The sequence below is a fragment of the Enterobacter cloacae complex sp. IR53041 genome (assembly GCF_049238285.1).
In the GTDB taxonomy this organism is placed as follows: domain Bacteria; phylum Pseudomonadota; class Gammaproteobacteria; order Enterobacterales; family Enterobacteriaceae; genus Enterobacter; species Enterobacter roggenkampii.
Map to the genome: position 1 here is coordinate 143,758 of NZ_JBMKHB010000005.1, position 25,381 is coordinate 169,138.

At 58.4% G+C, this 25,381-nt stretch carries 23 protein-coding genes; 12 read left to right on the forward strand and 11 right to left on the reverse strand.

The features are described 5' to 3' along the window. Positions 1 to 27 precede the first annotated feature (27 nt). The 6 genes from ACOTXF_RS05815 to ACOTXF_RS05840 all read left to right on the forward strand — a co-directional run bounded on the left by ACOTXF_RS05815 (position 28) and on the right by ACOTXF_RS05840 (position 6,244). Complete coding sequence (locus tag ACOTXF_RS05815) at positions 28 to 360, forward strand: YbaB/EbfC family nucleoid-associated protein (RefSeq protein WP_003858972.1); 333 nt, start codon at positions 28 to 30, stop codon at positions 358 to 360. Continuing rightward, positions 360 to 965 (forward strand): recombination mediator RecR, encoded by a 606-nt coding sequence (gene recR, locus ACOTXF_RS05820; RefSeq protein ID WP_008499298.1) that lies wholly within the window; start codon positions 360 to 362, stop codon positions 963 to 965. Before ACOTXF_RS05815 ends, recR begins: the two co-directional genes overlap by 1 nt. Positions 966 to 1,075: 110 nt before the next feature. Then, the gene (gene htpG, locus ACOTXF_RS05825; protein ID WP_021241627.1) at positions 1,076 to 2,950 is read left to right on the forward strand and encodes a molecular chaperone HtpG; all 1,875 of its coding nucleotides are present in this window, start codon (positions 1,076 to 1,078) and stop codon (positions 2,948 to 2,950) included. Between the two features lie 195 nt (positions 2,951 to 3,145). Next, positions 3,146 to 3,790: an adenylate kinase gene (gene adk / locus ACOTXF_RS05830; protein ID WP_006809841.1), complete on the forward strand. Its 645-nt coding sequence runs from the start codon at positions 3,146 to 3,148 to the stop codon at positions 3,788 to 3,790. A 124-nt stretch (positions 3,791 to 3,914) separates the two neighbouring features. Further along, positions 3,915 to 4,877 (forward strand): ferrochelatase, encoded by a 963-nt coding sequence (gene hemH / locus ACOTXF_RS05835; protein WP_008499301.1) that lies wholly within the window; start codon positions 3,915 to 3,917, stop codon positions 4,875 to 4,877. 62 nt (positions 4,878 to 4,939) lie between these two features. Then, entirely contained in the window at positions 4,940 to 6,244 is a 1,305-nt protein-coding gene (locus tag ACOTXF_RS05840; RefSeq protein WP_021241626.1) for an inosine/guanosine kinase, read from the forward strand. 109 nt (positions 6,245 to 6,353) lie between these two features. Here ACOTXF_RS05840 and ybaL read toward each other — a convergent pair whose 3' ends face one another. Together ybaL and ACOTXF_RS05850 are read right to left on the reverse strand one after the other, a co-directional pair. Beyond that, entirely contained in the window at positions 6,354 to 8,030 is a 1,677-nt protein-coding gene (gene ybaL / locus ACOTXF_RS05845) for a YbaL family putative K(+) efflux transporter (RefSeq protein ID WP_232926688.1), read from the reverse strand. A 232-nt stretch (positions 8,031 to 8,262) separates the two neighbouring features. Beyond that, positions 8,263 to 9,471, reverse strand: coding sequence for an MFS transporter (locus ACOTXF_RS05850; protein ID WP_008499304.1), 1,209 nt, complete (start codon positions 9,469 to 9,471; stop codon positions 8,263 to 8,265). Positions 9,472 to 9,640: 169 nt separating this feature from the next. Between ACOTXF_RS05850 and ushA the strand changes: the two genes are divergently transcribed. Beyond that, the gene (gene ushA, locus ACOTXF_RS05855; protein ID WP_023326816.1) at positions 9,641 to 11,293 is read left to right on the forward strand and encodes a bifunctional UDP-sugar hydrolase/5'-nucleotidase UshA; all 1,653 of its coding nucleotides are present in this window, start codon (positions 9,641 to 9,643) and stop codon (positions 11,291 to 11,293) included. 90 nt (positions 11,294 to 11,383) lie between these two features. Here ushA and ybaK read toward each other — a convergent pair whose 3' ends face one another. From ybaK to copA, 3 genes are all read right to left on the reverse strand, one after another. Then, a complete protein-coding gene (gene ybaK, locus ACOTXF_RS05860) occupies positions 11,384 to 11,863 on the reverse strand; it encodes a Cys-tRNA(Pro)/Cys-tRNA(Cys) deacylase YbaK (protein ID WP_008499307.1) in 480 nt (159 codons plus the stop codon). Positions 11,864 to 12,061: 198 nt separating this feature from the next. Continuing rightward, complete coding sequence (locus ACOTXF_RS05865) at positions 12,062 to 12,856, reverse strand: TraB/GumN family protein (RefSeq protein ID WP_008499308.1); 795 nt, start codon at positions 12,854 to 12,856, stop codon at positions 12,062 to 12,064. A 50-nt stretch (positions 12,857 to 12,906) separates the two neighbouring features. After that, positions 12,907 to 15,405, reverse strand: coding sequence for a copper-exporting P-type ATPase CopA (copA, locus tag ACOTXF_RS05870; protein WP_232926687.1), 2,499 nt, complete (start codon positions 15,403 to 15,405; stop codon positions 12,907 to 12,909). A gap of 108 nt (positions 15,406 to 15,513) precedes the next feature. Here copA and cueR point away from each other — a divergent pair, with 108 nt between their 5' ends. Continuing rightward, positions 15,514 to 15,924 (forward strand): Cu(I)-responsive transcriptional regulator, encoded by a 411-nt coding sequence (cueR, locus tag ACOTXF_RS05875; protein WP_021241620.1) that lies wholly within the window; start codon positions 15,514 to 15,516, stop codon positions 15,922 to 15,924. Here the strand turns inward: cueR and ACOTXF_RS05880 are convergent. Genes ACOTXF_RS05880 through ACOTXF_RS05890 form a run of 3 tightly spaced genes read right to left on the reverse strand, consistent with a single transcriptional unit; the run spans position 15,921 to position 18,180 of the window. After that, positions 15,921 to 16,373, reverse strand: a complete 453-nt coding sequence (locus ACOTXF_RS05880) for an NfeD family protein (protein ID WP_045416669.1) — start codon at positions 16,371 to 16,373, stop codon at positions 15,921 to 15,923. The genes cueR and ACOTXF_RS05880 overlap by 4 nt on opposite strands. After that, complete coding sequence (locus tag ACOTXF_RS05885) at positions 16,370 to 17,284, reverse strand: SPFH domain-containing protein (RefSeq protein WP_008499312.1); 915 nt, start codon at positions 17,282 to 17,284, stop codon at positions 16,370 to 16,372. The genes ACOTXF_RS05880 and ACOTXF_RS05885 overlap by 4 nt, the downstream gene beginning before the upstream one ends. Positions 17,285 to 17,328: 44 nt before the next feature. Next, positions 17,329 to 18,180: a hypothetical protein gene (locus tag ACOTXF_RS05890; RefSeq protein ID WP_023343512.1), complete on the reverse strand. Its 852-nt coding sequence runs from the start codon at positions 18,178 to 18,180 to the stop codon at positions 17,329 to 17,331. Positions 18,181 to 18,323: 143 nt separating this feature from the next. On the opposite strand from ACOTXF_RS05890, the gene fetA reads away from it, so the two are divergent. Further along, positions 18,324 to 18,995, forward strand: coding sequence for an iron efflux ABC transporter ATP-binding subunit FetA (gene fetA, locus ACOTXF_RS05895; protein ID WP_032656594.1), 672 nt, complete (start codon positions 18,324 to 18,326; stop codon positions 18,993 to 18,995). After that, the gene (gene fetB / locus ACOTXF_RS05900) at positions 18,988 to 19,770 is read left to right on the forward strand and encodes an iron efflux ABC transporter permease subunit FetB (protein ID WP_047745401.1); all 783 of its coding nucleotides are present in this window, start codon (positions 18,988 to 18,990) and stop codon (positions 19,768 to 19,770) included. Before fetA ends, fetB begins: the two co-directional genes overlap by 8 nt. 49 nt (positions 19,771 to 19,819) lie before the next feature. Here the strand turns inward: fetB and ACOTXF_RS05905 are convergent, their stop codons facing one another. The 3 genes from ACOTXF_RS05905 to tesA are packed head-to-tail and all read right to left on the reverse strand — an operon-like array spanning position 19,820 to position 22,158. Further along, positions 19,820 to 20,674, reverse strand: a complete 855-nt coding sequence (locus ACOTXF_RS05905; RefSeq protein WP_023293125.1) for a co-chaperone YbbN — start codon at positions 20,672 to 20,674, stop codon at positions 19,820 to 19,822. Positions 20,675 to 20,732: 58 nt separating this feature from the next. Next, positions 20,733 to 21,503 (reverse strand): SDR family oxidoreductase, encoded by a 771-nt coding sequence (locus ACOTXF_RS05910; protein WP_008499317.1) that lies wholly within the window; start codon positions 21,501 to 21,503, stop codon positions 20,733 to 20,735. A 28-nt stretch (positions 21,504 to 21,531) separates the two neighbouring features. Continuing rightward, positions 21,532 to 22,158: a multifunctional acyl-CoA thioesterase I/protease I/lysophospholipase L1 gene (gene tesA / locus ACOTXF_RS05915; protein ID WP_122008371.1), complete on the reverse strand. Its 627-nt coding sequence runs from the start codon at positions 22,156 to 22,158 to the stop codon at positions 21,532 to 21,534. On the opposite strand from tesA, the gene ybbA reads away from it, so the two are divergent. Both ybbA and ybbP read left to right on the forward strand, forming a co-directional pair. Then, positions 22,126 to 22,812: a putative ABC transporter ATP-binding protein YbbA gene (ybbA, locus tag ACOTXF_RS05920; RefSeq protein ID WP_008499319.1), complete on the forward strand. Its 687-nt coding sequence runs from the start codon at positions 22,126 to 22,128 to the stop codon at positions 22,810 to 22,812. The genes tesA and ybbA overlap by 33 nt on opposite strands. After that, positions 22,809 to 25,223 carry a putative ABC transporter permease subunit YbbP gene (gene ybbP, locus ACOTXF_RS05925; RefSeq protein ID WP_232926686.1) on the forward strand — a complete coding sequence of 805 codons (2,415 nt, stop codon included), beginning with the start codon at positions 22,809 to 22,811 and terminating at the stop codon, positions 25,221 to 25,223. The genes ybbA and ybbP overlap by 4 nt, the downstream gene beginning before the upstream one ends. Positions 25,224 to 25,381 lie beyond the last annotated feature (158 nt).

The window sequence follows — 25,381 nt, forward strand, 5'->3', positions numbered from 1 at the left end:
CTTAAACGTGAAAGAAGAGAGAAGCCTATGTTTGGTGGAAAAGGCGGTCTGGGTGGCCTGATGAAGCAGGCTCAGCAGATGCAGGAAAAAATGCAGAAGATGCAGGAAGAGATCGCTCAGCTGGAAGTCACGGGTGAGTCCGGTGCCGGTCTGGTCAAGGTGACCATCAACGGTGCGCACAACTGCCGTCGCGTGGAAATCGACCCGAGCCTGCTCGAAGACGACAAAGAGATGCTGGAAGATCTGGTTGCAGCCGCGTTTAACGATGCCGCTCGCCGTATCGACGAAACCCAGAAAGAGAAAATGGCCTCCGTTTCCAGCGGCATGCAGCTGCCGCCTGGCTTCAAGATGCCGTTCTGATGCAAACCAGTCCGCTGCTCACGCAGTTAATGGAAGCACTGCGCTGCCTGCCGGGCGTTGGCCCGAAGTCGGCGCAGCGCATGGCGTTTACGCTATTGCAGCGCGACCGCAGCGGCGGGATGCGCCTGGCGCAGGCTCTGACCCGCGCCATGTCAGAAATTGGTCACTGTGCGGATTGCCGCACCTTTACCGAGCAGGACGTGTGTAACATCTGTACGAACCCGCGTCGTCAGGAAAACGGTCAGATTTGCGTGGTGGAGAGTCCGGCGGACATCTACGCCATCGAACAAACCGGGCAGTTTTCCGGGCGCTACTTCGTGCTGATGGGGCATCTCTCCCCGCTGGACGGCATCGGCCCGGACGATATTGGTCTTGACCGCCTTGAACAGCGTCTCGAGTCTGAAACCATCAAAGAGGTGATCCTCGCCACCAACCCCACGGTGGAAGGGGAGGCAACCGCCAACTACATCGCCGAACTGTGCTCGCAGTATGGCGTTGACGCCAGCCGCATCGCCCACGGCGTGCCGGTCGGCGGCGAGCTGGAGATGGTCGACGGCACCACGCTGTCGCACTCTCTGGCCGGACGTCACAAGATTATTTTCTGACCAAACGGAGGCTGCGCGCGCCGCCTCCGCTTGAAAATTTCCCCCCGTATCCCCATCTCTCCCTCAACGTTTTAAAACCCCATTAAATGGCATTGTTGAGGTCGACATAGATGAAAGGACAAGAAACCCGTGGTTTCCAGTCAGAAGTAAAACAGCTTCTGCACCTGATGATCCATTCCCTGTATTCCAACAAAGAAATTTTCCTGCGTGAGCTGATTTCCAACGCCTCGGATGCGGCGGACAAGCTGCGCTTCCGCGCGCTGTCTAACCCGGATCTGTACGAAGGCGACGGCGAGCTGCGCGTGCGCGTCTCGTTTAATAAAGAGAACCGCACCCTGACCATCGCCGATAACGGCATCGGGATGAACCGCGACGAGGTGATCGACCACCTCGGGACCATCGCGAAATCCGGCACCAAGGCGTTCCTGGAGTCCATGGGCTCTGACCAGGCGAAAGACAGCCAGCTGATCGGCCAGTTCGGCGTCGGTTTCTACTCGGCGTTCATCGTGGCGGACAAAGTCACCGTGCGCACCCGTGCGGCAGGCGACAGCGCCGAGAACGGCGTGCTGTGGGAATCCAAAGGGGAAGGCGAATACACCGTTGATGACATCACCAAAGCGGACCGCGGCACCGAAATCACCCTGCACCTGCGTGAAGGGGAAGATGATTTCCTGAACGACTGGCGCGTGCGCTCCATCATCAGCAAGTACTCCGATCACATCGCGCTGCCGGTAGAGATTGAAAAACAGGAAGAGAAAGACGGTGAAACCGTGGTTTCCTGGGAGAAAATCAACAAGGCGCAGGCGCTGTGGACGCGCAACAAGTCTGAGATTAAAGACGACGAGTACAACGAATTCTACAAGCACATCGCCCACGACTTTACCGACCCGCTGACCTGGAGCCACAACCGTGTGGAAGGTAAGCAGGAGTACACCAGCCTGCTGTACATCCCGGCGCAGGCGCCGTGGGACATGTGGAACCGCGATCACAAGCATGGCCTGAAGCTGTACGTGCAGCGCGTGTTCATCATGGACGACGCCGAGCAGTTCATGCCGAACTATCTGCGCTTTGTGCGCGGCCTGATCGATTCCAACGATCTGCCGCTGAACGTCTCCCGCGAAATTCTGCAGGACAGCACCGTCACCCGTAACCTGCGCAACGCCCTGACCAAGCGTGCGCTGCAGATGCTGGAAAAACTGGCGAAAGACGATGCGGAAAAATACCAGACCTTCTGGAAACAGTTCGGTCTGGTGCTGAAAGAAGGCCCGGCTGAAGACATGGCGAACGTTGAAACCATCGCCAAACTGCTGCGCTTTGCTTCTACGCACACCGACTCCTCCGCGCAGACCGTGTCGCTGGAAGAGTACATCTCCCGCATGAAAGAAGGGCAGGAGAAGATCTACTACATCACCGCCGACAGCTACGCCGCGGCGAAGAGCAGCCCGCACCTGGAGCTGCTGCGTAAGAAAGGCATCGAAGTGCTGCTGCTTTCCGACCGCATCGACGAGTGGATGATGAACTACCTGACCGAGTTCGACGGTAAGGCGTTCCAGTCCGTTGCCAAAGCCGATGAGTCCATCGACAAGCTGGCAGATGAAGTGGATGAAAATGCGAAAGAAGCCGAGAAGGCGCTGGAGCCGTTCATTGAGCGCGTGAAAACCCTGCTGGGCGACCGCGTGAAAGAGGTGCGCTTCACGCATCGTCTGACCGACACTCCGGCCATTGTCACCACCGATGCCGACGAAATGAGCACCCAGATGGCGAAGCTGTTCGCCGCGGCGGGCCAGGCGGTACCGGAAGTGAAATATATCTTTGAGCTTAATCCGGATCACCCGCTGGTGAAACGCGCGGCGGATACCCAGGACGACGCCCGCTTTGCCGAGTGGGTTGAACTCCTGCTGGATCAGTCCCTGCTGGCCGAACGCGGCACGCTGGAAGATCCTAACCTCTTCATTAAACGTGTGAATGCGCTGCTGCTGGCGTAACTGACCACGCCTCTCCTGGTCTTCTCCCTCTCCCCGAGGGAGAGGGCCAGGGTGAGGGCACCAGACCGCACTATCCCAAATTATCTCCCCCCATTAACCGTTTCAGCCTTCCTGCCTTCCTTGAGCGATGCCCGTTCTGGTGGTATTGTTTAGCGCTTTTGAAAAATTGAAACGACTTTTGAGGGGATTTTCGCAATGCGTATTATTCTGCTTGGCGCTCCGGGCGCGGGTAAAGGAACTCAGGCTCAGTTCATCATGGAGAAATACGGTATTCCGCAAATCTCCACCGGTGATATGCTGCGCGCCGCTGTTAAATCTGGCTCCGAGCTGGGTAAACAGGCGAAAGACATCATGGACGCAGGCAAGCTGGTGACCGACGAGCTGGTAATTGCTCTGGTCAAAGAGCGCATTGCTCAGGAAGACTGCCGTAACGGTTTCCTGCTGGACGGCTTCCCACGTACCATTCCTCAGGCTGACGCCATGAAGGAAGCGGGCATCAACGTGGACTACGTTCTGGAGTTCGACGTACCGGACGAGCTGATCGTTGACCGCATCGTTGGCCGTCGCGTACACGCTGCCTCTGGCCGCGTTTACCACATCAAATTCAACCCGCCTAAGGTTGAAGGCAAAGACGACGTGACCGGCGAAGAGCTGACCACCCGTAAAGACGATCAGGAAGAGACCGTGCGCAAGCGCCTGGTGGAATACCATCAGATGACTGCGCCGCTGATCGGCTACTACACCAAAGAAGCGCAGGCGGGTAACACCAAATACGCCAAAGTTGACGGCACCAAAGCCGTGGCTGACGTGCGTGCTGAGCTGGAAAAAATCCTCGGCTAATTGCATCTCTCTCACCCGGGCCACCGGGTGAGAAAAATTCTCATCTTACCTATTACAGCAATGGGTTTCGTTTAAACGCATTTCCGCTACAATTGACAACCATTCAAATGGTTAAGAGGCGTGAATGAGTCAGGCGAAAACCGGCATCCTGCTTGCCAATCTGGGCACTCCAGAAGCACCTACATCAGACGCGGTAAAACGCTACCTGCGACAATTTTTAAGCGACACGCGCGTCGTGGATTTTCCGCGACTGCTGTGGTGGCCGCTGCTGCGTGGCGTCATTCTGCCGATCCGTTCTCCGCGCGTCGCCAAACTCTATCAGTCCGTGTGGATGGAAGAGGGCTCGCCGCTGATGGTCTACAGCCGTCGTCAGGAGAAGGCGCTGGCCGCCCGCCTGCCGGATATGCCCGTCGCGCTCGGCATGAGCTACGGCAAACCGTCACTGGAAAGCGCGGTGGACTCGCTGCTGGCGCAGGGCGTGGACCATATCGTGGTGCTGGCGCTCTACCCGCAGTACTCCTGCTCGACGGTGGCCGCCGTCTGGGACGAGCTGGCGCGCATTCTGGCGACTCGCCGCCGCATTCCGGGCGTGACCTTTATTCGCGACTACGCGGATAACGAGCTGTACATCAAGGCGCTCGCCAACAGCGCGCGCGCGTCGTTTGAAAAACACGGCGAGCCGGATCTGCTGCTGCTCTCCTATCACGGCATCCCGCAGCGTTTCGCCAATGAAGGGGATGATTACCCGCAGCGCTGCCGCGATACCACCCGCGAGCTGGTTTCCGCCCTCGGCCTGCCGCCGGAGAAGGTGATGATGACCTTCCAGTCGCGCTTCGGCCGCGAGCCGTGGCTGACGCCATACACCGATGAAACCCTCAAAATGCTGGGTGAGAAGGGCGTGAAGCACATTCAGGTGATGTCGCCGGGCTTCTCGGCAGACTGTCTGGAGACGCTGGAGGAGATCGCGGTGCAAAACCGGGAATTTTTCCTGGAGGCTGGTGGCGAAAAGTACGAGTACATTCCGGCGCTTAACGACTCGCCTGAACATATCGACATGATGGTCTCGCTGGTAACGAACGGTCGCTGATCGCACTCCGGGCCGGGTTTGTGCTACCATTCCCGGCCCATATTCTTCGTACAGTTCAGACCATGAAATTTCCCGGTAAACGCAAATCCAAACACTACTTCCCCGTGGATGCCCGCGATCCGCTCCTGCAGCAAATCCAGCCAGAAAATGAAACCAGCGCGGCGTGGGTCGTCGGTATCGACCAGACGCTGGTGGACATTGAAGCGAAAGTGGATGATGCGTTTGTCGCCCGTTACGGTCTGAGCGCCGGTCACTCGCTGGTGATTGAAGATGACGTTGCCGAAGCGCTGTACCAGGAGCTGGTGCGCGAAAACCTGATTACCCATCAGTTCGCCGGTGGCACCATCGGCAACACCATGCACAACTACTCCGTGCTGGCGGACGACCGCTCTGTCCTGCTCGGCGTAATGTGCAGCAATATCGAAATCGGTGGCTACGCCTACCGTTACCTGTGCAACACCTCCAGCCGTACCGATCTGAACTATCTCCAGGGCGTCGACGGGCCGATTGGCCGCTGCTTTACGCTGATCGGCGAATCCGGCGAGCGTACCTTTGCCATCAGCCCGGGCCACATGAACAAGCTGCGCGCGGACAGCATTCCCGAAGAGGTGATCGCGGGCGCCTCGGCGCTGGTGCTGACCTCCTACCTGGTGCGCTGCAAGCCGGGCGAGCCGATGCCGGAAGCGACCATGAAGGCGATTGAGTACGCGAAGAAGTACGATGTGCCGGTGGTGTTAACGCTGGGCACCAAATTCGTGATTGCCGATAACCCGGAATGGTGGCAGGCCTTCCTGAAAGAGCACGTCTCGATTCTGGCGATGAACGAAGAGGAGGCCGAAGCGCTGACCGGTGAAAGCGATCCGCTGCTGGCGTCTGACAAAGCGCTGGACTGGGTGGATCTGGTGCTCTGCACCGCGGGTCCGGTTGGGCTGTACATGGCTGGCTTCACCGAAGAAGAGAGCAAACGCAAAACCCAGCATCCGCTGCTGCCCGGCGCGATTGCCGAGTTCAACCAGTACGAGTTCAGCCGCGGCATGCGTTTTAAAGACTGTGTTAATCCGCTGCGTATCTACTCGCACATCGCCCCTTACATGGGCGGGCCGGAGAAGATCATGAACACCAACGGCGCGGGCGACGGCGCGCTGGCCGCGCTGCTGCACGACATCACCGCTAACGCCTACCACAAAACCAACGTGCCAAATTCCAGCAAGCACAAGTTCAGCTGGCTGACCTATTCGTCGCTGGCGCAGGTATGCAAGTACGCCAACCGCGTAAGCTATCAGGTGCTGAACCAGCACTCACCGCGCTTAACGCGTGGCCTGCCGGAACGTGAAGACAGCCTCGAAGAGGCGTACTGGGACAGGTAAAAGCAAAACGGCAACCTGTGGTTGCCGTTTTTAGTGTTTGTTCCCTCTCCCTGTGGGAGTGTACGGTCCGGGGAGAGGGCCAGGGTGAGGGCATCAGGCCGCACAAAACTTAACCCGTCACCGCCTCTTCAACCGGCGGTTTTTCCAGCAGCGTCAGCATCGTATTCGCAATCTCGCGCTCGCCCATCACCACCTTATCCGCACCGCGCTCGGTAATGTAATCCACCTCGTCGTCGTAGTGCGCCCGGGCGATAATCTCAATGTTTGGACACTTCGCGCGCGCGGAGGCGACAATCTCACCCGCCTCATAGCCGTTGGGAATGGTCAGCAGCAGCCAGCGGGCGCAGTCCAGATGCGCCAGCTCCATGATCTCTTCGTTCGCCGCATTGCCCAGCACCGCACGAATACCGCGCTCGCGCAGCTCGTCAACGCGGGTGCGTGACGTTTCAATTACCACCAGCGGAATGCCCTGCGCCATCAGCTTCTCACCAAGCAGGCTGCCGACGCGGCCAAAGCCGACCAGCAGGGCGTGATTGCAAATATCGACCGGGATCTGCTTCTCTTCTTCGATGGCCTCTTCCAGCGTCTGCTCTTCCAGCGTTTCGGTTTTATCGAGGTATTTTTCCAGCAGAGCAAACAGTACCGGGTTCAGCATAATTGACAGGATCGCCCCCGCCAGCACCAGGTTTTGTCCGGCCTGCGGCAGCAGGTTCAGGGCCATGCCCAGACCGGCCAGAATAAAGGCGAACTCGCCAATCTGCGCAAGGCTGGCGGCAATGGTCAGCGCCGTCCGCGGAGAGTGGCCGAACATTCGCACCAGGAAGAAAGCGGCGAGCGACTTACCAAAGATAATGATCGCCAGCGTGCCCAGCACGGCCAGCGGCTGCTGGATCAGAATAAGCGGGTCAAACAGCATCCCGACGGAGACGAAGAACAGCACGGCAAAGGCGTCGCGCAGCGGCAGGGTGTCGTGTGCGGCGCGGTGGCTCAGCTCGGATTCGTTCAGCACCATCCCGGCAAAGAACGCGCCCAGCGCGAAGGAGACGTCAAACAGCTCAACGGCGCCAAAGGCGATACCGAGCGCCAGCGCCAGCACGGAGAGGGTAAACAGCTCGCGGGATCCGGTCGCCGCGCTGCGGGACATGATCCACGGCACCAGACGGCGACCCACCAGCATCATGATGGCGATAAACGCCACCACCTTCCCGATGGTGATGCTCATATCCAGCGCCAGCGAGGCGAAGCCGATATTGTCTTTTTCCATCATGCCGGCGACGGCGGGCAGCAGCACCAGCGTCAGGACCATCACCAGATCTTCTACAATCAGCCAGCCTATTGCGATCTGTCCGCGCTGGCTGTCTATCAGCTGTCTCTCCTCAAGCGCGCGCAGCAGCACCACGGTACTGGCGGTTGAAAGACACAGTCCAAATACGATACCGGTCATCAGCGTCCAGCCCAGCACGGCCGAAAGCGCCATCCCAAGCAGCGTCGCCACCCCTATCTGGGCGATCGCTCCCGGTATGGCAATCGACTTTACCGCCATCAAATCCTTCAGGGAGAAGTGCAGGCCGACGCCGAACATCAGCAGAATCACGCCCAATTCCGCCAGCTCAGGGGCCAGTTTGGTATCCGCAACAAAACCTGGCGTAAACGGTCCCGCCAGCACACCTGCCAGCAGATAGCCGACAAGAGGAGAAATACGCAGCTTATTGGCAATCATGCCGAGAATAAAAGCGAGCACAAGTCCACCAACAATGGTGGTGATAAGCGGTGTGGCGTGGTGCATTCCGTCTCCTTTCGTGGTGAGTGTTCCATTTTTGGCGTGAATACCAAAAAACCAGGTAATAGTTTATGACAATTTTTACCCTTATGTTTATGAATAATTGTTGAAGTTTGAATAAAACAGCAATATGCACGTAAAAAAGCGCATTTTGATAAATTCAGCGCGGGGATGAAGAGGAAACCCTTATGGTATAAGGGTATCAGGTAGCTAAAGCATAAGTTTAGCTACCCGTAATTCACGCTTTATGGCGGTTATCAGGCAGGAATATGGTCAACATGCCAAGAAGTGGCAGGAAAGCGCAGATTTTATAAACCAGGAAGATGCTGGTGTGATCCGCAACCATCCCTAACACCGCTGCACCCAGCCCGCCCATGCCGAAGGCGAAACCGAAAAACAGTCCGGAAACCATACCGATACGTCCAGGCAGCAGCTCCTGGGCATAAACCAGAATGGCGGAAAACGCGGAGGCGAGAATAAAACCAATAATCACGGTCAAAATCCCCGTCCATTCAAGGCTGGCGTACGGCAAAATGAGGGTAAAAGGCGCTACGCCGAGGATAGAGCCCCAAATGACATATTTACGGCCAATCTTATCGCCCACCGGCCCGCCAATTACCGTCCCTGCGGCCACCGCGAACAGGAAGGCAAACAGGTGGATCTGCGCGTTTTGTACCGATAATCCGAATTTTTGCATCAGATAAAAGGTGTAATAGCTGCTGATGCTCGCCATATAGAAGTATTTCGAGAAAATCAGCACCAGCAGGACGGCAACCGCGAGGATAACCTTATTGCGCGGCAGGGGGTTGATAACCTTCGCTTTAGGTTTTCCTTTATTCACCCGATGCTGAGCGGCATACCAGCGGCTAATCTGCGCCAGCACGATAATCGCCAGCAGCGCGGCCAGCACAAACCACGCCACGTTGCCTTTACCGTAAGGGGCAATAATAACCGCGGCCAACAGCGGGCCGAGGGAACTGCCAAAGTTACCGCCTACCTGGAACAGGGACTGCGCCAGGCCATGACGACCGCCGGACGCCATACGCGCCACGCGGGAAGACTCCGGATGGAAAACGGACGAGCCGGTGCCTACCAGCGCGGCGGCAATCAGCACGGCTTCAAAACTTCCGGCAATGGCCAGCAGCACCAGCCCGCTTAGGGTAAAGCACATGCCGATGGGCAGCGACCACGGCATAGGATATTTATCCGTCCAGTAGCCCACCACCGGCTGCAGCAGCGAGGAAGCCAGCTGGAAGGTCAGGGTGATCATCCCAATCTGCACGAAGGTGAGTGAAAACTCGGACTGCAGCAGCGGATAAATAGCCAGAATCAACGACTGGATCATGTCGTTGAGCAGGTGCGAGAGACTGATTGCGCCTAAGACTTTAAAGGAGGTGCGCGACGTCGGCGCACCCGGAACGGGCTGGGTTGAGTCACTGATTGCCATAGAGAGAAGTACCACGTCTTGAGTTATTAGCGATGCAGGGTGTAATTATTATCCGACTAACATACCCGCCCGGGACATTTGAAGAAAGTCGCAATTCTGAAAACTTATTTGTCTATTCTTATTAGTCACTGTAATTTCTGCCTTTGTCTATTGGTCAGGGAGAGAGAAGATGAAGTTAATGAAGCGGGGCGTCGCGCTGGCGCTCATCGCGGCGTGGGGGCTGGTAAGCCTGCCCGTGCAGGCGTATGAAAAAGACAAAACCTATAAAATCACCATTCTGCATACCAACGATCACCACGGTCATTTCTGGCGCAGTGAATACGGCGAATATGGCCTGTCGGCGCAAAAAACGCTGGTGGACGGCATTCGTAAAGAGGTGGCAGCCCAGGGCGGCAGCGTGCTGCTGCTGTCGGGAGGCGATATCAATACCGGCGTGCCGGAATCCGATTTACAGGACGCCGAGCCCGATTTCCGCGGCATGAACCTGATTGGCTACGACGCGATGGCCGTCGGTAATCATGAGTTTGATAATCCGCTGAGCGTCCTGCGTCAGCAGGAAAAATGGGCCAAATTCCCGTTCCTCTCCGCCAACATTTACCAGAAAAGCACCGGCGAACGCCTGTTCAAGCCGTGGGCGCTGTTTAAGCGTCAGGATCTGAAGATCGCGGTCATCGGCTTAACCACCGACGACACGGCGAAAATTGGCAATCCTGAGTTCTTTACCGATATCGAATTCCGCAAACCGGCAGATGAAGCGAAGCTGGTGATTCAGGAGCTGCAGCAAAACGAAAAGCCGGACGTGATTATCGCCACCACGCACATGGGGCACTACGACAACGGTGAGCACGGCTCTAACGCGCCCGGTGACGTGGAAATGGCGCGCAGCCTGCCGGCGGGCTCGCTGGCGATGATTGTGGGTGGTCACTCACAGGATCCGGTCTGCATGGCATCGGAGAATAAAAAGCAGGTGGACTACGTGCCGGGCACGCCGTGTGCGCCAGACCGTCAGAACGGTATCTGGATTGTGCAGGCGCACGAGTGGGGCAAATACGTAGGCCGGGCGGACTTCGAGTTCCGTAACGGCGAGATGAAGCTGGTGCACTATCAGCTCATTCCGGTCAACCTGAAGAAGAAAGTCACTTACCCGGACGGGAAAAGCGAGCGCGTACTTTACACCCCAGAGATTCCAGAAAACCAGCAGATGCTCTCCCTGCTGACGCCGTTCCAGAACAAAGGCAAGGCGCAGCTGGATGTGAAAATCGGTACGCTGAACGGTCGTCTGGAGGGGGATCGCAGTAAAGTTCGCTTCGTGCAGACCAACATGGGGCACCTGGTGCTGGCGGCGCAAATGGCGCGCACCGGGGCTGATTTTGGCGTGATGAGCGGCGGCGGCATTCGTGATTCCATCGAAGGTGGAAACATCACCTATAAAGACGTTCTGAAGGTGCAGCCGTTCGGTAACGTGGTGGTTTATGCCGACATGAGCGGGAAAGAGGTCATTGACTACCTGACCGCCGTGGCGCAGATGAAGCCGGATTCCGGGGCCTATCCGCAGTTTGCCAACGTGAGCTTCGTAGCGAAAGACGGCAAGCTTAACGACCTGAAGATCAAAGGCGAACCGGTTGACCCGGCGAAAACCTACCGTCTGGCGACGTTAAGCTTTAACGCCACCGGCGGCGACGGCTATCCGCATATTGATAATAAACCGGGCTACGTGAACACCGGCTTTATCGATGCAGAAGTGCTGAAGCAGTATATCGAGCAGAATTCGCCGATTGACGTGAATGCGTATGAGCCGAAAGGCGAGGTGAGCTGGCAGTAGTGCAGCTGTGTTGCCCGGTGGCGCTGCGCTTACCGGGCCTACGGGTGCAAAATGTAGGCCGGGTAAGGCGTAGCCGCCACCCGGCTTTTTTTACTCCCTGCGCGCAATATCCGCAAACTTCGCGTCCAGCATTTTCGCCAGGTCGCCCGCGGCCAGCTCAATATCCAGCCCGCGCTTGCCGCCGGAAATATAGATGGTCTCAAATTCCTGTGAAGGGGCATCGATCAGCGTCGGCAGGCGTTTTTTCTGCCCGAGCGGGCTGATGCCGCCCACCAGGTAGCCCGTGGTGCGCTGCGCCACCATCGGATCCGCCATATCCACCTTCTTCGCCCCCAGCGCTTTGGCGACCTTCTTCAGATCCAGCTGTCCCGCCACGGGAGTCACCGCCACGGCGAGGTGCTTCATATCGCCATTCACCGCCACCAGCAGCGTTTTATAGACCTGGTCCGCGTTCAGCCCCAGCTTACGCACCACTTCATCACCAAAGTTGGTTTCATTCGGATCGTGATCGTAGGTGTGGATCCGGAAAGAAATGTTGTTTTTTTCGAGTAATTTAACGGCGGGAGTCATAGCTATCCTTCTTACGACAGACAATTCATGCAGCCAGCATACGCCTGACGTTTGTCTAAAAAATAGCACCATCTTGCGCAATAGTGTTGGCAGTGATGGTCACTTTGAGCGACAATCGGCTCAGCCGAAGGTCACTTCGGTATAATAAAAACGATGAAATTCCTCTTTGACGGGCCAATAGAGATATTGGCCATTTTTTTATTTCAGCAACGACGGCAAATTCCCTTCGCCGTATAAATGTAACGCCCCAACCGCCACCACGTATTCCCCCGCTGGCAGAGCATGCAGCGTCTCTCGCCAGGCTTTGTTACGCGCATTCATCAGCACATCATACAGCGATTCACTGAACGTCGACGGTAACGCCAGCCTGCCGTCCGCGGGCGGTGCATCCAGCCACCAGCCAATCATGGTCTGCAGCAGGCGTGCGTTGGTGTGCCAGTGGGTGAGGGTATCATCCAGCAGCATCAGACCGTCGTCCGGAAGCTGTCGCAGGAGCGCAATCTGGCTGTCCGTACCTTCCAGTTCGATGATCGGCATACGGCGGGCCCGCGCCACGTTCAGCAGCTGGTAATCAATGCCGTAATCACCCCGCAGCCCCAGACGCTGGGCCTGCGTGGCCTGTAATACCATTGCGATTTGCCACAGCGGCAGGGTGTCAATCATGGAGAGCGATACGCCGGTTTCCTCGGCGACGCGCGTCAGTTCCGCGAGCTGGGCCTCATTCAGACGTTCCGCCAGCGGGAGATCGCTTTCAAGCCCGGCAAACGGTGACTCATGGCCCGAGATGTCCGCCTCGACGACCAGCGCGTCGGCGCGCTTCAGGCGCTTTATCAGACCGGGCGGCAGAGGAGACATACCCTGCGTGCCCATATGGATGCTGCCGACCAGGTGCAGGTGTTGCCCGCCGGGAAGCGAGATATCCAGACCGGGCCAGGCGTAACGGCGAGGGAAAAGGGCGCGAAACGATGTTTTTATACGATGAAACAGACCCATACGCGCTCCATAAACGGAAAGGTTCATGCTAGCGCGTACGGGTACAAGGTTCAATCCTTCGGTTTAAAGCGCAACAGCCGGTTGGCGTTGCTGACCACGGTGATGGAGGAGAGCGCCATCGCCGCGCCCGCGACCACCGGGTTCAGCAGCGTACCGGTCAGCGGCCACAAAATGCCGGCAGCAATCGGGATACCGAGTGAGTTATAGATAAACGCCCCCAGCAGGTTCTGCTTCATATTGCGCAGCGTGGCTTTCGAAATGGCCAGCGCATCGGCCACGCCCATCAGGCTGTGGCGCATCAGCGTAATGGCCGCGGTTTCGATGGCCACGTCGCTGCCGCCGCCCATCGCGATCCCCACATCCGCCTGGGCCAGCGCCGGGGCATCGTTGATGCCGTCGCCGACCATTGCCACCTGACGGCCCTGACGTTGCAGGTTTTTAATGGCGTCCGCTTTGCCGTCCGGCAGTACGCCCGCAATCACCTCATCAATACCGGCTTCTTTCGCGATGGCGTTGGCGGTGGTCGGGTTATCCCCGGTCAGCATCACCAGACGGTAGCCCGCACGGTGCAGGCGCTGTAAGGCGTCCACGCTGTCCTGGCGAAGCGGATCGCGCACGGCCAGCAGCGCGGCGGCTTTGCCGTCCACCGCCAGCAGAACCGGGGTAGCGCCCTGAGACGCCTGCGCCTTCAGCTCGTTTTCCAGCGTAGCGGTATCAATACCGTTTTCATTGAGCAACGCCTGGTTGCCCAGCAGCAGCGCATGGCCTTCTGCCTCACCGCTCACGCCGAGCCCGCGCAGGGTGCGGAAGTTGCTCACCTGCGGCAGGGCAGACGCATTGGCTTTATCGAGAATAGCGCGCGCCAGCGGATGGCTTGAGCCTTGCTCCAGCGCGGCGGCGAGACGCAGCGCCTCCTCTTCGACAATGCCTGCGGTCGTGACGGCGACCACCTGCGGTTTACCTTCCGTCAGCGTGCCGGTTTTATCAAACACCAGCGTGTCGAGGGTGCTGGCCCGCTGCAGCGCGTCCGCGTCCCGCACCAGCACGCCAAATTCGGCCGCGCGCCCTACGCCGGAGATAATCGACATCGGCGTCGCCAGGCCAAGGGCGCAAGGACAGGCGATGATCAGCACCGTGGTAGCGATCACAAGGGTGTAAACAATCTGCGGCGCCGGGCCGAAGAAGTACCAGATCGCCGCGCTCAGCAGGGCAATGCCGACCACCACCGGTACAAAAATGGCCGAGATTTTGTCAGCAAGCTGGCCAATCTCCGGCTTGCTGCTCTGCGCCTGGCGCACCATGCGGATAATACGCGACAGCGTGGTGTGGCTGCCGACGGCACTGGCGGTGAACAGCACGCTGCCGTCCTGCACCACCGTACCGGCATGCACGGCGTTGCCATCGGATTTCTGCTGGGGAATAGGCTCCCCGGTCAGCATCGCTTCATCCAGCCAGGCTTCGCCCTGGGTTATCTTGCCGTCAACGGGAACGCGGTCTCCCGTGGTCAGACGCAGCGTCATGCCGGGCTGAACCTCGGCCAGCGGGACGCTCTTTTCCCCCTCGTTCGTGACCACGCGGGCCGTCGGCGGGGTTAAATCGAGCAAGCGTTCCAGCGCTTTCGAGGAACGCTGACGGGCGCGGGCTTCCAGCATATGGCCTAAGTTGATCAGACCGATAATCATTGCGCTCGCTTCATAATAGAGATGCCGCGCTTCCATCGGGAACCACTGGGGCCAGACGTTCACGCTCATGGAATAGAGCCACGCCGCGCCGGTCCCGAGGGCGACCAGGGTATCCATCGTCGCGGTGCGGTTTTTCAGGCTCTTCCAGGCGCTGGTATAGAAATGCCCGCCTGCAAACACCATCACCGCAAGGGTAATCAGACCAATCAGCAGCCACAGCGTGCGGTTGTCGTCGGTGACCATCATGTTGTCACCCATCATGCCCCACACCATCACCGGAATACCCACCAGCAGGGCAACGATGGCCTGCCAGCGGAAGCGCTTCATGGTGGCGATAGCCGTTTCCTGCTGGCGCTCGCGGCGTTCGGCATCATCTTCGATGGCCTCCGCGCCGTAGCCCGCTTTCTCAACGGCCTGCACTAACTCTGCGGCGGAGGCGCTGCCCATTACCAGCGCAGTACGCTCCGCAAGATTCACCCGTGCCTGCGCGACGCCCGGGACCGCCTGCAGGGCGTTTTGTACCCGGGAGACGCAGCTGGCGCAGCTCATGCCGTTGATCAGCAGCTGTTGGCTGTCATCAATATCATCCGCTGCCGGAAGCTCAGGAGTGGCCGCTGTCAGTGCTTCCGACGGGGATGATGACTCTGCCAGCGGTTTAGCCTTTGGGTGGCTTAACTCCGCCCCGTAACCGGCCTGTTTAATGGTATCAATCAGCGCGTCCGCGCTGGCGCTGCCGGTCACGGCGGCATGGTCGATAGTCACTTCAGCGCTTTCAACGTCAGGACGCTGTTCCAGGCTTTCTTTAACGCGTTTGACACAGTGGCCGCAGGAGAGGCCGTCCAGCGTCAGGTCGATAGTGTGAGACATAACAAAACTCCCGTATAATATATTGGTCAGTTGTTGACCGGAGTAACGCTTTTCGCTAACTGTTATGAAGGTTAAACCTTCCATCAAGGGGAAGGTCAAGGGGGAAATGTGAATATCAGTGACGTGGCAAAAAAAACCGGCTTAACCAGCAAGGCGATCCGCTTTTATGAAGAGAAGGGGCTGGTAACGCCGCCGCTGCGCAGTGAAAACGGCTACCGCAGCTACACGCAGCTGCATCTGGATGAACTGACGCTGCTGCGCCAGGCAAGACAGGTCGGGTTCAATCTGGAAGAGTGCGGCGAGCTGGTTAACCTGTTCAACGATCCTAAGCGTCACAGCGCGGACGTGAAAAAACGCACCCTGGAAAAGGTGGCCGAAATTGAACGCCACATCGTCGAACTGCAGGCGATGCGCGAACAGCTGCTGCAGCTCGCGGACTCCTGTCCGGGGGATGACAGCGCCGATTGCCCGATTATTGATAACCTTGCCGGCTGCTGCCACCGCAAAACCCACGCTTAACAGGCTTTTACCCGCAGGGTAATGCCTTCCACCGCAATGACTTCAACCCGCGTGCCGGCGCTGAGGTCATCGTCGGCCACCACCGGCCACGAGCTGTCGCCTACGCGCATGTGCCCGCGTCCGTTCACCAGCGCGGTGTCGAGGGTAAAACGCTTGCCGACAATCTGCTGTCCGCGCTGGTTAAGGTGGGCGTCCACCGGTTTCTGCTCGTTAACCTGCCGGTTAAGCCAGCGCCACCACAGCCAGGCGGCCACCAGCGTCAGCGCGGCAAACAGCGCCCCCTGCCACGCCCAGTCCAGGGGAAGGATCCAGACCAGAAGACCGGTAATGACGGCGGCCACACCGCTCCAGAGCAGGTAGCCGTTGCCGCCCAACATCTCCGCTGCCAGCAATAAGCCACCGAGACTTAGCCAGAAGGCATGAGGATGTGCAACGATGAGCTCAATCATTTTTTACGCTCGTTTCCGCTGTCCTTGATCAGTTCGGCGATCCCCGCGATAGAGCCCATCAGGCTGCTGGCATCCAGCGGCATCATCACCACTTTGCTGTTGTTCGCCGAGCCGATCTCTTTCAGCGCGTCGGTATATTTTTGCGCAACGAAGTAGTTCACGGCCTGAATATCACCGGCGGCAATTGCCTCGGACACCATCTGGGTCGCGCGGGCTTCTGCTTCGGCGGAACGTTCACGCGCTTCCGCCTGTAAGAACGCGGACTGACGGTCGCCTTCCGCTTTCAGGATCTGCGACTGTTTTTCCCCTTCCGCTTTGAGGATCTCCGCCTGGCGTACCCCTTCGGCTTCCAGAATGTAGGCGCGCTTGGTTCGCTCGGCTTTCATCTGGGCGTTCATGGAGGCAATCAGCTCCGCCGGCGGGCGCACGTCGCGGATCTCGATGCGGGTGACTTTGATCCCCCACGGGTTGGTGGCCTCATCGACAATGTGCAGCAGGCGGGTGTTAATGCTGTCGCGCTGGGAAAGCATCTCGTCCAGCTCCATCGAGCCGAGTACGGTACGGATGTTGGTCATCGTCAGGTTGACGATCGCCAGCTCCAGGTTGCTGACCTCATAGGCCGCTTTTGGCGCATCAATCACCTGAATAAAGCACACGGCGTCGATGGTGACGTTGGCGTTATCCTTGGAGATCACTTCCTGGGACGGAATGTCCAGAACCTGCTCCATCATGTTGATCTTGCGTCCAATTCTGTCCATGAACGGGACAATCAGGCTTAAGCCTGGCTGGAGCGTATTGGTGTATCGGCCGAAACGCTCGACGGTCCACTGATAACCCTGAGGGACAATTTTGACGCCAGCGCCCACGATAACCAGCGCAACGAAAATAAGGACGGGAACAACGATAAGCATAAAAACCTCCTGTTTTGCATGCCGTGATGAGTGAAAGTGTGTATTTATTGCTCGTAAGTATAGGTAAAGTCAGAGATGAAGCCATCACCCGCTTCGGCAATGGCTTTGGATAATCCCTGGTAGTAATGCTCCAGCCCCAGCGCTTCGATACGCTGGATCTGTTCGCGAAGGGGGGCGCAGAACAGAACGGCATTCCCCGCCTCAACGCGTTTGTTATTCGGTGGAAGGTCGCCCGCGATGGCTTTAAACCAGGTTCTGATGCCCTGCTTTAAATTATGCGGCGCTTTTGCCAGGTTATCCATGCCCGTCAGGATCTGCAGAGTAGGGAACTCATCGGCCTGCACGGCGGCTTTCATGCGCGCAAAGAACTGGCTGAACAGCTCGAACGAGCCCAGATCGGTGACGCGGGGCTTGGTGGTTTTACCGTTTTTATTGCCGATTTTACCTGCCGCTGACGCCGTGGCCGGAACCGCGTTCACCTTTTCCAGCTCCAGTCCGAACAGCAAATTGCAGTGCGCGCGGCGCGCTTTCAGCGGGTAGGACATCAGGACGTCAATGAACCGGGTGGCTTTCACATCCGCAAGATTGTGGTTGATAAGCCACTGGGTGCGCGAAAATTCCGCCGGAGAGACGAACCAGTCCGGCACCTCATTGAAGCGTTTTGATTTGCCTTTACCGTCAAATTCAAGGAAGTGTGTCCCGTTGTCGAAGGCAAAATAGCAATTTTTGAAGCTGCCGATCGTGGTGTTCACGATGAGCGCCTTCTTAACAAAATCGACCACCTCTTCACCCATCACAAAACGCGTGCGTTCCGACGATTTGATGACGTCCATTAATGTTTCGACATCAGGAACACCAGGCTTCAGGGAGGGAAACTCATAAAAAATATGTGCCATGCTGCATACTTCCTGTAGTGATGGTGGTGACAATTTACAAACAAAAAGCTTAACACTTGCTTCAGCGTGAGGCTATTCGCGCTGCGCGGGCGAAAGGATTATGCTACAGACGGTTATGACAAAAAGCGGTCAACGGAAGCGCAATGAACGATAAAAAAAACGAATTACTTCTCAGGGATGTCGGATTTCGAGTCGGGGAAAACACAATCCTGCAGCACGTCGGGTTTCGCCTGTCGCCGGGCGAGTTTAAATTAATCACGGGTCCCTCAGGCTGTGGGAAAAGCACGCTGCTGAAGATTGTGGCGTCACTCCTCAGCCCGACGGAGGGAGCCATTCTGTTTGAAGGCGAAGATATCGCCTCGCTTTCCCCGGAAAGCTATCGCCAGCAGGTCTCGTACTGCGTGCAAACGCCCGTGCTTTTTGGCGATACGGTCTATGACAACCTGATTTTTCCGTGGCAAATCCGCAATAAAACGCCGGAGCCGGAAAAGTTTATCCACGATCTGGCCCGCTTTGGGCTGGCGCAGGAGACGCTGAGCAAATCCATCAACGCGCTGTCGGGCGGCGAAAAGCAGCGGGTCTCGCTGATCCGCAACCTGCAGTTTTTACCGAAGGTGTTGTTGCTGGACGAAATCACCAGCGCGCTCGATGACGTCAACAAGCGCAACGTTAACGAGATTATTCATCGTTACGCCCGGGAGCAGAACATTGCCGTGCTGTGGGTGACGCACGACGCTAGCGAAATAACCCATGCGGATGACGTAATTACGCTCCAGCCGCACGGCGGGAAAATGCAGGAGGCAAACCGTGGGTGAGCATAACATTACGAACGAATCGCTGGCCTTTTCGATGGTGCTGGTGCTGATTGCGATTGTGGTCAGCTACCGGGAAAAGCTGGGGCTGGAAAAAGATATCGTGTGGAGTATCTGCCGCGCGGTGATTCAGCTCATCATCGTCGGCTATGTGCTGAAGTATATCTTCAACGTTAACCACGCGGTGCTGACGCTGCTGATGGTGCTCTTTATCTGCTTTAACGCGGCGTGGAATGCACAAAAGCGCAGTAAATACATTGATAAGGCGTTTGTCTCATCGTTTATCGCGATTACCACCGGAACGGCGCTCACGCTGGCGGTGCTGGTGCTCTCCGGCTCGATTGAGTTTACGCCGATGCAGGTCATCCCTATCTCGGGGATGATCGCGGGGAACGCGATGGTGGCCGTTGGGCTCTGTTATAACAACCTCGGCCAGCGTTTCAGCAGCGAACAGCAGCAGCTGCAGGAGAAACTAAGCCTGGGGGCAACGCCAAAAGTGGCCTCGGCGCGGCTGATTCGCGAGAGCATTCGCTCATCGCTGATCCCTACGGTAGATTCCGCCAAAACGGTGGGGCTGGTGAGCCTGCCGGGCATGATGTCGGGGCTGATTTTTGCCGGTATCGATCCGGTAAAAGCGATTAAGTATCAGATCATGGTGACGTTTATGCTGCTTTCCACGGCAAGCCTGTCGACCATCATTGCCTGCTACCTGGCCTATCGGAAGTTCTACAACGCGCGCCACCAGCTGGTGGTGACGCAGTTGAAAAAGACGGGGTAACATCGTCTTTGTAGGCCCGGTAAGGCGAAGCCGCCACCGGGCTTTTTTATCAATACAACAGCGCGTAAAGCTGACGACGATACTTCGACGCCAGCGCGTCGCCGGTGCCCAGCGCGGCCAGGATCTCCTGGAACATCTTGCGCGCCTGACCGTCTGCGGCGGCTAAATCTTTTTGCAGATGGCTGAAGAGCAGCTCAAGCGCCTCTTCGTTACGCCCCACCTGATGCAGCTGCAGCGCAAGCTGGCTTGCCAGCGCGGCATCCGCCGGATTGTCGGCAACCTGCTGCTGCAGCTGTTGAATTTCCGGGGTATCCGCCGCCTGCTTCAGCAGCTCAATCTGTGCAACCAGCCCCTGATAGCGGGTGTCCTGATCCTGCAGCGGAACCGTCTTAAGTACGGCCTCCGCGTCCTCTGAGCGATGCAGGGCGATCTGCGTCTCCGCCAGCAGCAGGCCAATCTGGCTGTTCTGTTTTGACAGCTGCCACGCCTCTTTCAGCAGCGGCAGCGCCTCGTCGTATTTGCCTTCCTGCATCAGCGCCATGCCTTCCTGCGCTTTCAGCTCTTCTTCGCGCGGCAGCACCTTATCCAGCAGGGCGCGGATGGCTTCTTCCGGCTGTGGCCCCTGGAAGCCATCAACAGGCTGACCGTTCTGGAACAGATAGACGGTAGGAATGGCGCGCAGACCAAACTGAGACGCGACCATCGGCTCGGCGTCACAGTCCAGCTTCGCGAGAATGAACTGACCGTTGTACTGGGCGGCAAGGCTTTCCAGCACCGGCGTCAGCTGTAGACAGTGTTGGCTACGTTCAGACCAGAAGTAGAACAGGACCGGTTTGGTCATCGACTGTTCAAGGGTCTGTTGCAGGTTAGCTTCTGTGATATTGACGATATTCTGTACGGACATGCGGCTTTCTCTTTTGTCGGTTTGTTCTTTACATGGGGATGCGCGTCGTCGCTTCAACTCAACCGTGTAAAATTTTGTCCATTATCCGGCCCGGCAGCAGGCGTTTTAACCAGCCGACGGCGTGGGTGACCAGCGTTACCGGATAGCGCATTTTGGGATGTTCACTCTCAAAAGCATGGCGCACTTTGGCCACCACCGCCTCGGGCCCGAGGGTAAAACGTGCGGCGATGCCGGGGTTCTCGACCGGTTTATCCGCCTGCGTCTGGTTAACGTTTTCGGTAAAGCGGGTGCGGATCGGGCCGGGTTCAATCAGGCTGACCTTTATGCCGCTGTGGCGTAGCTCCATGCGCAGGGCGTCGGACCAGGCCTCCAGCGCATATTTACTGGCGGCGTAGGCGCCGCGGCCCGGGGTGGAAATCAGCCCCATCACCGACGACGTCATCACGATGCGCCCTTCACCGTGCGGCAGCATAGCGGGGAGCAGACGCATGGTGAGCTGATGTACGCCGAAAAAGTTGGTCGAAAACTGCTTCTCCAGCGTTTCGCGGGAGAGGGTATCCAGCGGGCCATACACGCCGTAACCGGCATTATTAAACAGGCCGTAAAGACGATTACCGGTCAGGGCGATCACCTCATCGGCGGCGCGGTCAACGCTCTCCGGCGAGTCCATATCCAGCAGCACGCCGGTAAAGCCCAGCCCGTTCATGCGTTCGACATCGTCAGGTTTGCGACAGGCCGCCAGAACCCGAAACCCCTGGCGCTTCAATTCGAGCGCGCTTTCCAGACCGATTCCACTGGAACATCCTGTAATTAAGACCGATTTTTGCATAACTTTACCTGTCAGGATCTCCGCTTAATCAGGAGTCATGTTTAACTAAAGGAGCCAGCCGCGTTGCCATCCAGTCGGCAATAAACGGCTGCGCATCGCGATTGGGGTGGATCCCGTCGTCTTGCATCCACTGGGGTTTGAGATAGACCTCTTCCATGAAAAATGGCAGCAGCGGAATATCAAACTCTTTGGCAAGCTTGGGGTAGATCGCGCTAAAGGCCTCATTATACCGACGACCGTAGTTGGCGGGCAGGCGAATTTGCATCAGCAGCGGCTGGGCGTTTGCCGCCTTGATCTCCTGCAAAATGGTGCGCAGCGTATCCTCCGTTTGCTGTGGCTGGAAACCGCGCAGGCCATCATTACCGCCGAGCTCAACCAGCACCCAGCGCGGCTGATGCTGTTTGAGCAGCGCAGGCAGGCGCGATAAACCTTGCTGTGAGGTATCGCCGCTGATGCTGGCGTTGATTACAGGCGTTTTGCTCTGCCATTTGTCATTGAGCAGAGCGGGCCAGGCTGCGCCAGCCGCCATGCGATAGCCGGCGCTCAGGCTGTCACCGAGAACCAGTAACGTGTCCGCTGCCGCCGCGCGGAAGGTCATCAGAATCAAAAACAGGAAGGGCAAATGCCAGCGGAAAACAGTGTTGAAGTTCATCATCTTAAGAAGTCCGTCGGTCAGGGGGAACACGAGCTTTCCATCCTTACTGGAGTTGAACTCGTTGTCAAACGCGCTGAAACCATCGCGCTGATTGGCGAATCCGGTTCCGGTAAGTCCACGCTGCTGGCGATTTTAGCCGGTCTGGACGACGGCAGCAGCGGCGAGGTCCACCTTGTCGGGCAGCCGCTGCATCAGCTTGATGAAGAGGCGCGGGCCGCGCTGCGCGCGCGTCACGTTGGTTTTGTCTTTCAGTCCTTTATGCTGATCCCAACCCTGAACGCCCTGGAAAACGTCGAGCTCCCGGCGCTGTTGCGCGGTGAAAACAGCCGTGAAAGCCGCGCGCATGCGAAGGCGCTGCTGGAACAGCTCGGTCTGGGGAAACGTCTCGACCATCTTCCCGCCCAGCTTTCCGGCGGTGAGCAGCAGCGCGTGGCGCTGGCCCGCGCGTTTAACGGCCGCCCTGAGGTGCTGTTTGCCGATGAGCCTACCGGCAACCTTGACCGTAAAACCGGCGACAGGATTGCCGACCTGCTGTTTTCGCTCAACCGCGAGCACGGCACCACGTTGATCCTCGTCACCCACGATCCGCAGCTCGCGGCGCGCTGCGACCGTCGCCTGCGGCTGGTGAACGGTGTTCTGCAGGAGGAAGCATGATTACCCGCTGGTTCTGGCGCGAGTGGCGCTCGCCCTCGCTGCTGATTGTCTGGCTGGCGCTCAGCCTGGCGGTGGCCTGCGTGCTGGCGCTCGGCAGCGTCAGCGACCGCATGGAAAAAGGGCTTAGCCAGCAGAGCCGGGAGTTTATGGCGGGGGACAGGGCGCTGGAAAGCTCCCGCCCCGTGCCGCCGGGCTGGATTGAAGCAGCGCGCAAAGAAGGGCTGAAGGTGGGAGAGCAGCTCACCTTCCAGACCATGACCTTCGCGGGCGACATGCCGCAGCTGGCGAGCGTCAAGGCCGTCGATGATATCTACCCGATGTACGGTGACTTACAGACCAGTCCGCCGGGGTTAAAGCCGACGCCCGGTACGGTGCTGCTGGCATCGCGTCTGATGGCGCTGCTGAACCTCAAACCCGGCGACAGTATCGACGTCGGCGACGCCATGCTGAAAATCGCCGGGGAAGTGGTGCAGGAGCCCGACGGCGGTTTTAACCCGTTCCAGCTTGCGCCGCGTCTGCTGATGAACACCGCGGATGTCGCGGCCACCCATGCGGTACAGCCGGGCAGCCGCGTCACCTGGCGCTATAAGTTTGGCGGCACGCCCGCCCAGCTTGCTGCGTATGAAAAATGGCTTCTGCCGCAGCTCAAACCGGAACACCGCTGGTACGGGCTGGAGCAGGACGAGGGGGCGCTCGGTAAATCTCTGGAGCGCTCTCAGCAGTTCCTGCTGCTGTCGGCCCTGTTGACCCTGCTGCTGGCGGTGGCGGCGGTGGCCGTGGCGATGGGGCACTACTGCCGCAGCCGCTACGACCTGGTGGCGATCCTCAAAACCCTGGGGGCGGGCCGGGCGCAGCTGCGCAAGCTCATTGTCGGCCAGTGGCTGATGCTGCTGGTCCTGTCGGCGCTGACCGGCGGAATAATCGGGCTGCTGTTTGAAAAACTGCTGATGGTGATGCTGAAACCGGTGCTCCCGGCCGCCTTGCCGCCGGCCAGCCTCTGGCCGTGGCTGTGGGCGATGGGCGCGATGACGGTGATCTCGGTGCTGGTGGGGCTCCGGCCCTACCGCCTGCTGCTCGCCACGCAGCCGCTGCGCGTGCTTCGCAACGATGTGGTGGCGAACGTCTGGCCGCTGAAGTTCTACCTTCCGGTGATTATTGCGGTGGCGGTGGGGCTGCTGGCGTGGCTGATGGGCGGCAGCACGCTGCTGTGGGCGGTGCTGGCCGGGGCGGTTGTGCTGGCGCTGCTGTGCGGCGTGCTGGGCTGGATACTGCTCAACCTCCTGAAAAGGGTGACGGTAAAATCCCTGCCCGTGCGCCTGGCGGTCAACCGTCTGCTGCACCAGCCCTGGTCTACGCTCAGCCAGCTGTCGGCGTTCTCGCTGTCGTTTATGCTGCTGGCACTGCTGCTGGTGCTGCGCGGCGATCTGCTCGACCGCTGGCAGCAGCAGCTTCCGCCGGAAAGCCCGAACTATTTCCTGATCAATATCGCCCCTGAGCAGGTTACGCCGCTGAAGGGCTTCCTGTCGGAGCATCACATCATCCCCGAGTCGTTCTATCCCATCGTTCGCGCGCGTCTGACGCAGATCAACGGCCAGCCAACGGAGGGGAATAAGGACGAGTCGCTTAACCGCGAGCTGAATCTGACATGGCAGGATAAACGCCCTGATCACAACCCGATAACCGCCGGCACCTGGCCGCCAAAAGCGGGGGAGGTGTCGATGGAGGAGGGGCTGGCGACGCGCCTGAACGTGAAGCTGGGAGACAGCGTGACCTTCACCGGCGATACCCAGGATTTCACCGCGAAAGTCACCAGCCTGCGTAAAGTGGACTGGGAAAGCCTGCGGCCCAACTTCTTCTTTATCTTCCCGCCGGGGGCGCTGGACGGTCAGCCGCAGAGCTGGCTGACCAGCTTCCGCTGGGAAAACGGCAACGGCATGCTGACCCAGCTCAACCGGGAGTTTCCGACGGTCAGCCTGCTGGATATCGGCGCGATCCTCAAACAGGTGGGGCAGGTGCTGGAGCAGGTGAGCCGCGCGCTGGAGGTCATGGTGGTGCTGGTGACGATCTGCGGCGTGCTGTTGCTGTTGGCCCAGGTTCAGGTGGGCATGCGCCAGCGCCATCAGGAACTGGTGGTTTACCGCACGCTGGGGGCCGGTAAGCGGCTGCTGCGAATGACGCTCTGGAGCGAGTTTGCGCTGCTGGGGCTGGTGGCCGGTCTGGTGGCCGCCATTGGCGCAGAGACGGCGCTGGCGGTGCTGCAGACAAAGGTCTTCGACTTCCCGTGGGAGCCTGACTGGCGTCTTTGGTTGACTCTGCCTCTGTGCGGCGCGGGGCTGCTTTCCCTCTGCGGAGGCTGGCTCGGCACGCGGCTGCTAAAGGGCAAAGCCCTGTTCCGTCCGTTTGCGAGTTGATTTAGTATAGTGATAATTACGCACCGGATTTTTATGCCGGTGCGTAGTGTTTAAATAGCACAAAGTGATAATACCCACTCATTTAGTAGCACAAAACATTAAAAACCTGTCCACACAGCCCGATTATTTCCAGTTAATATTCTCCCGCTAAATATTTA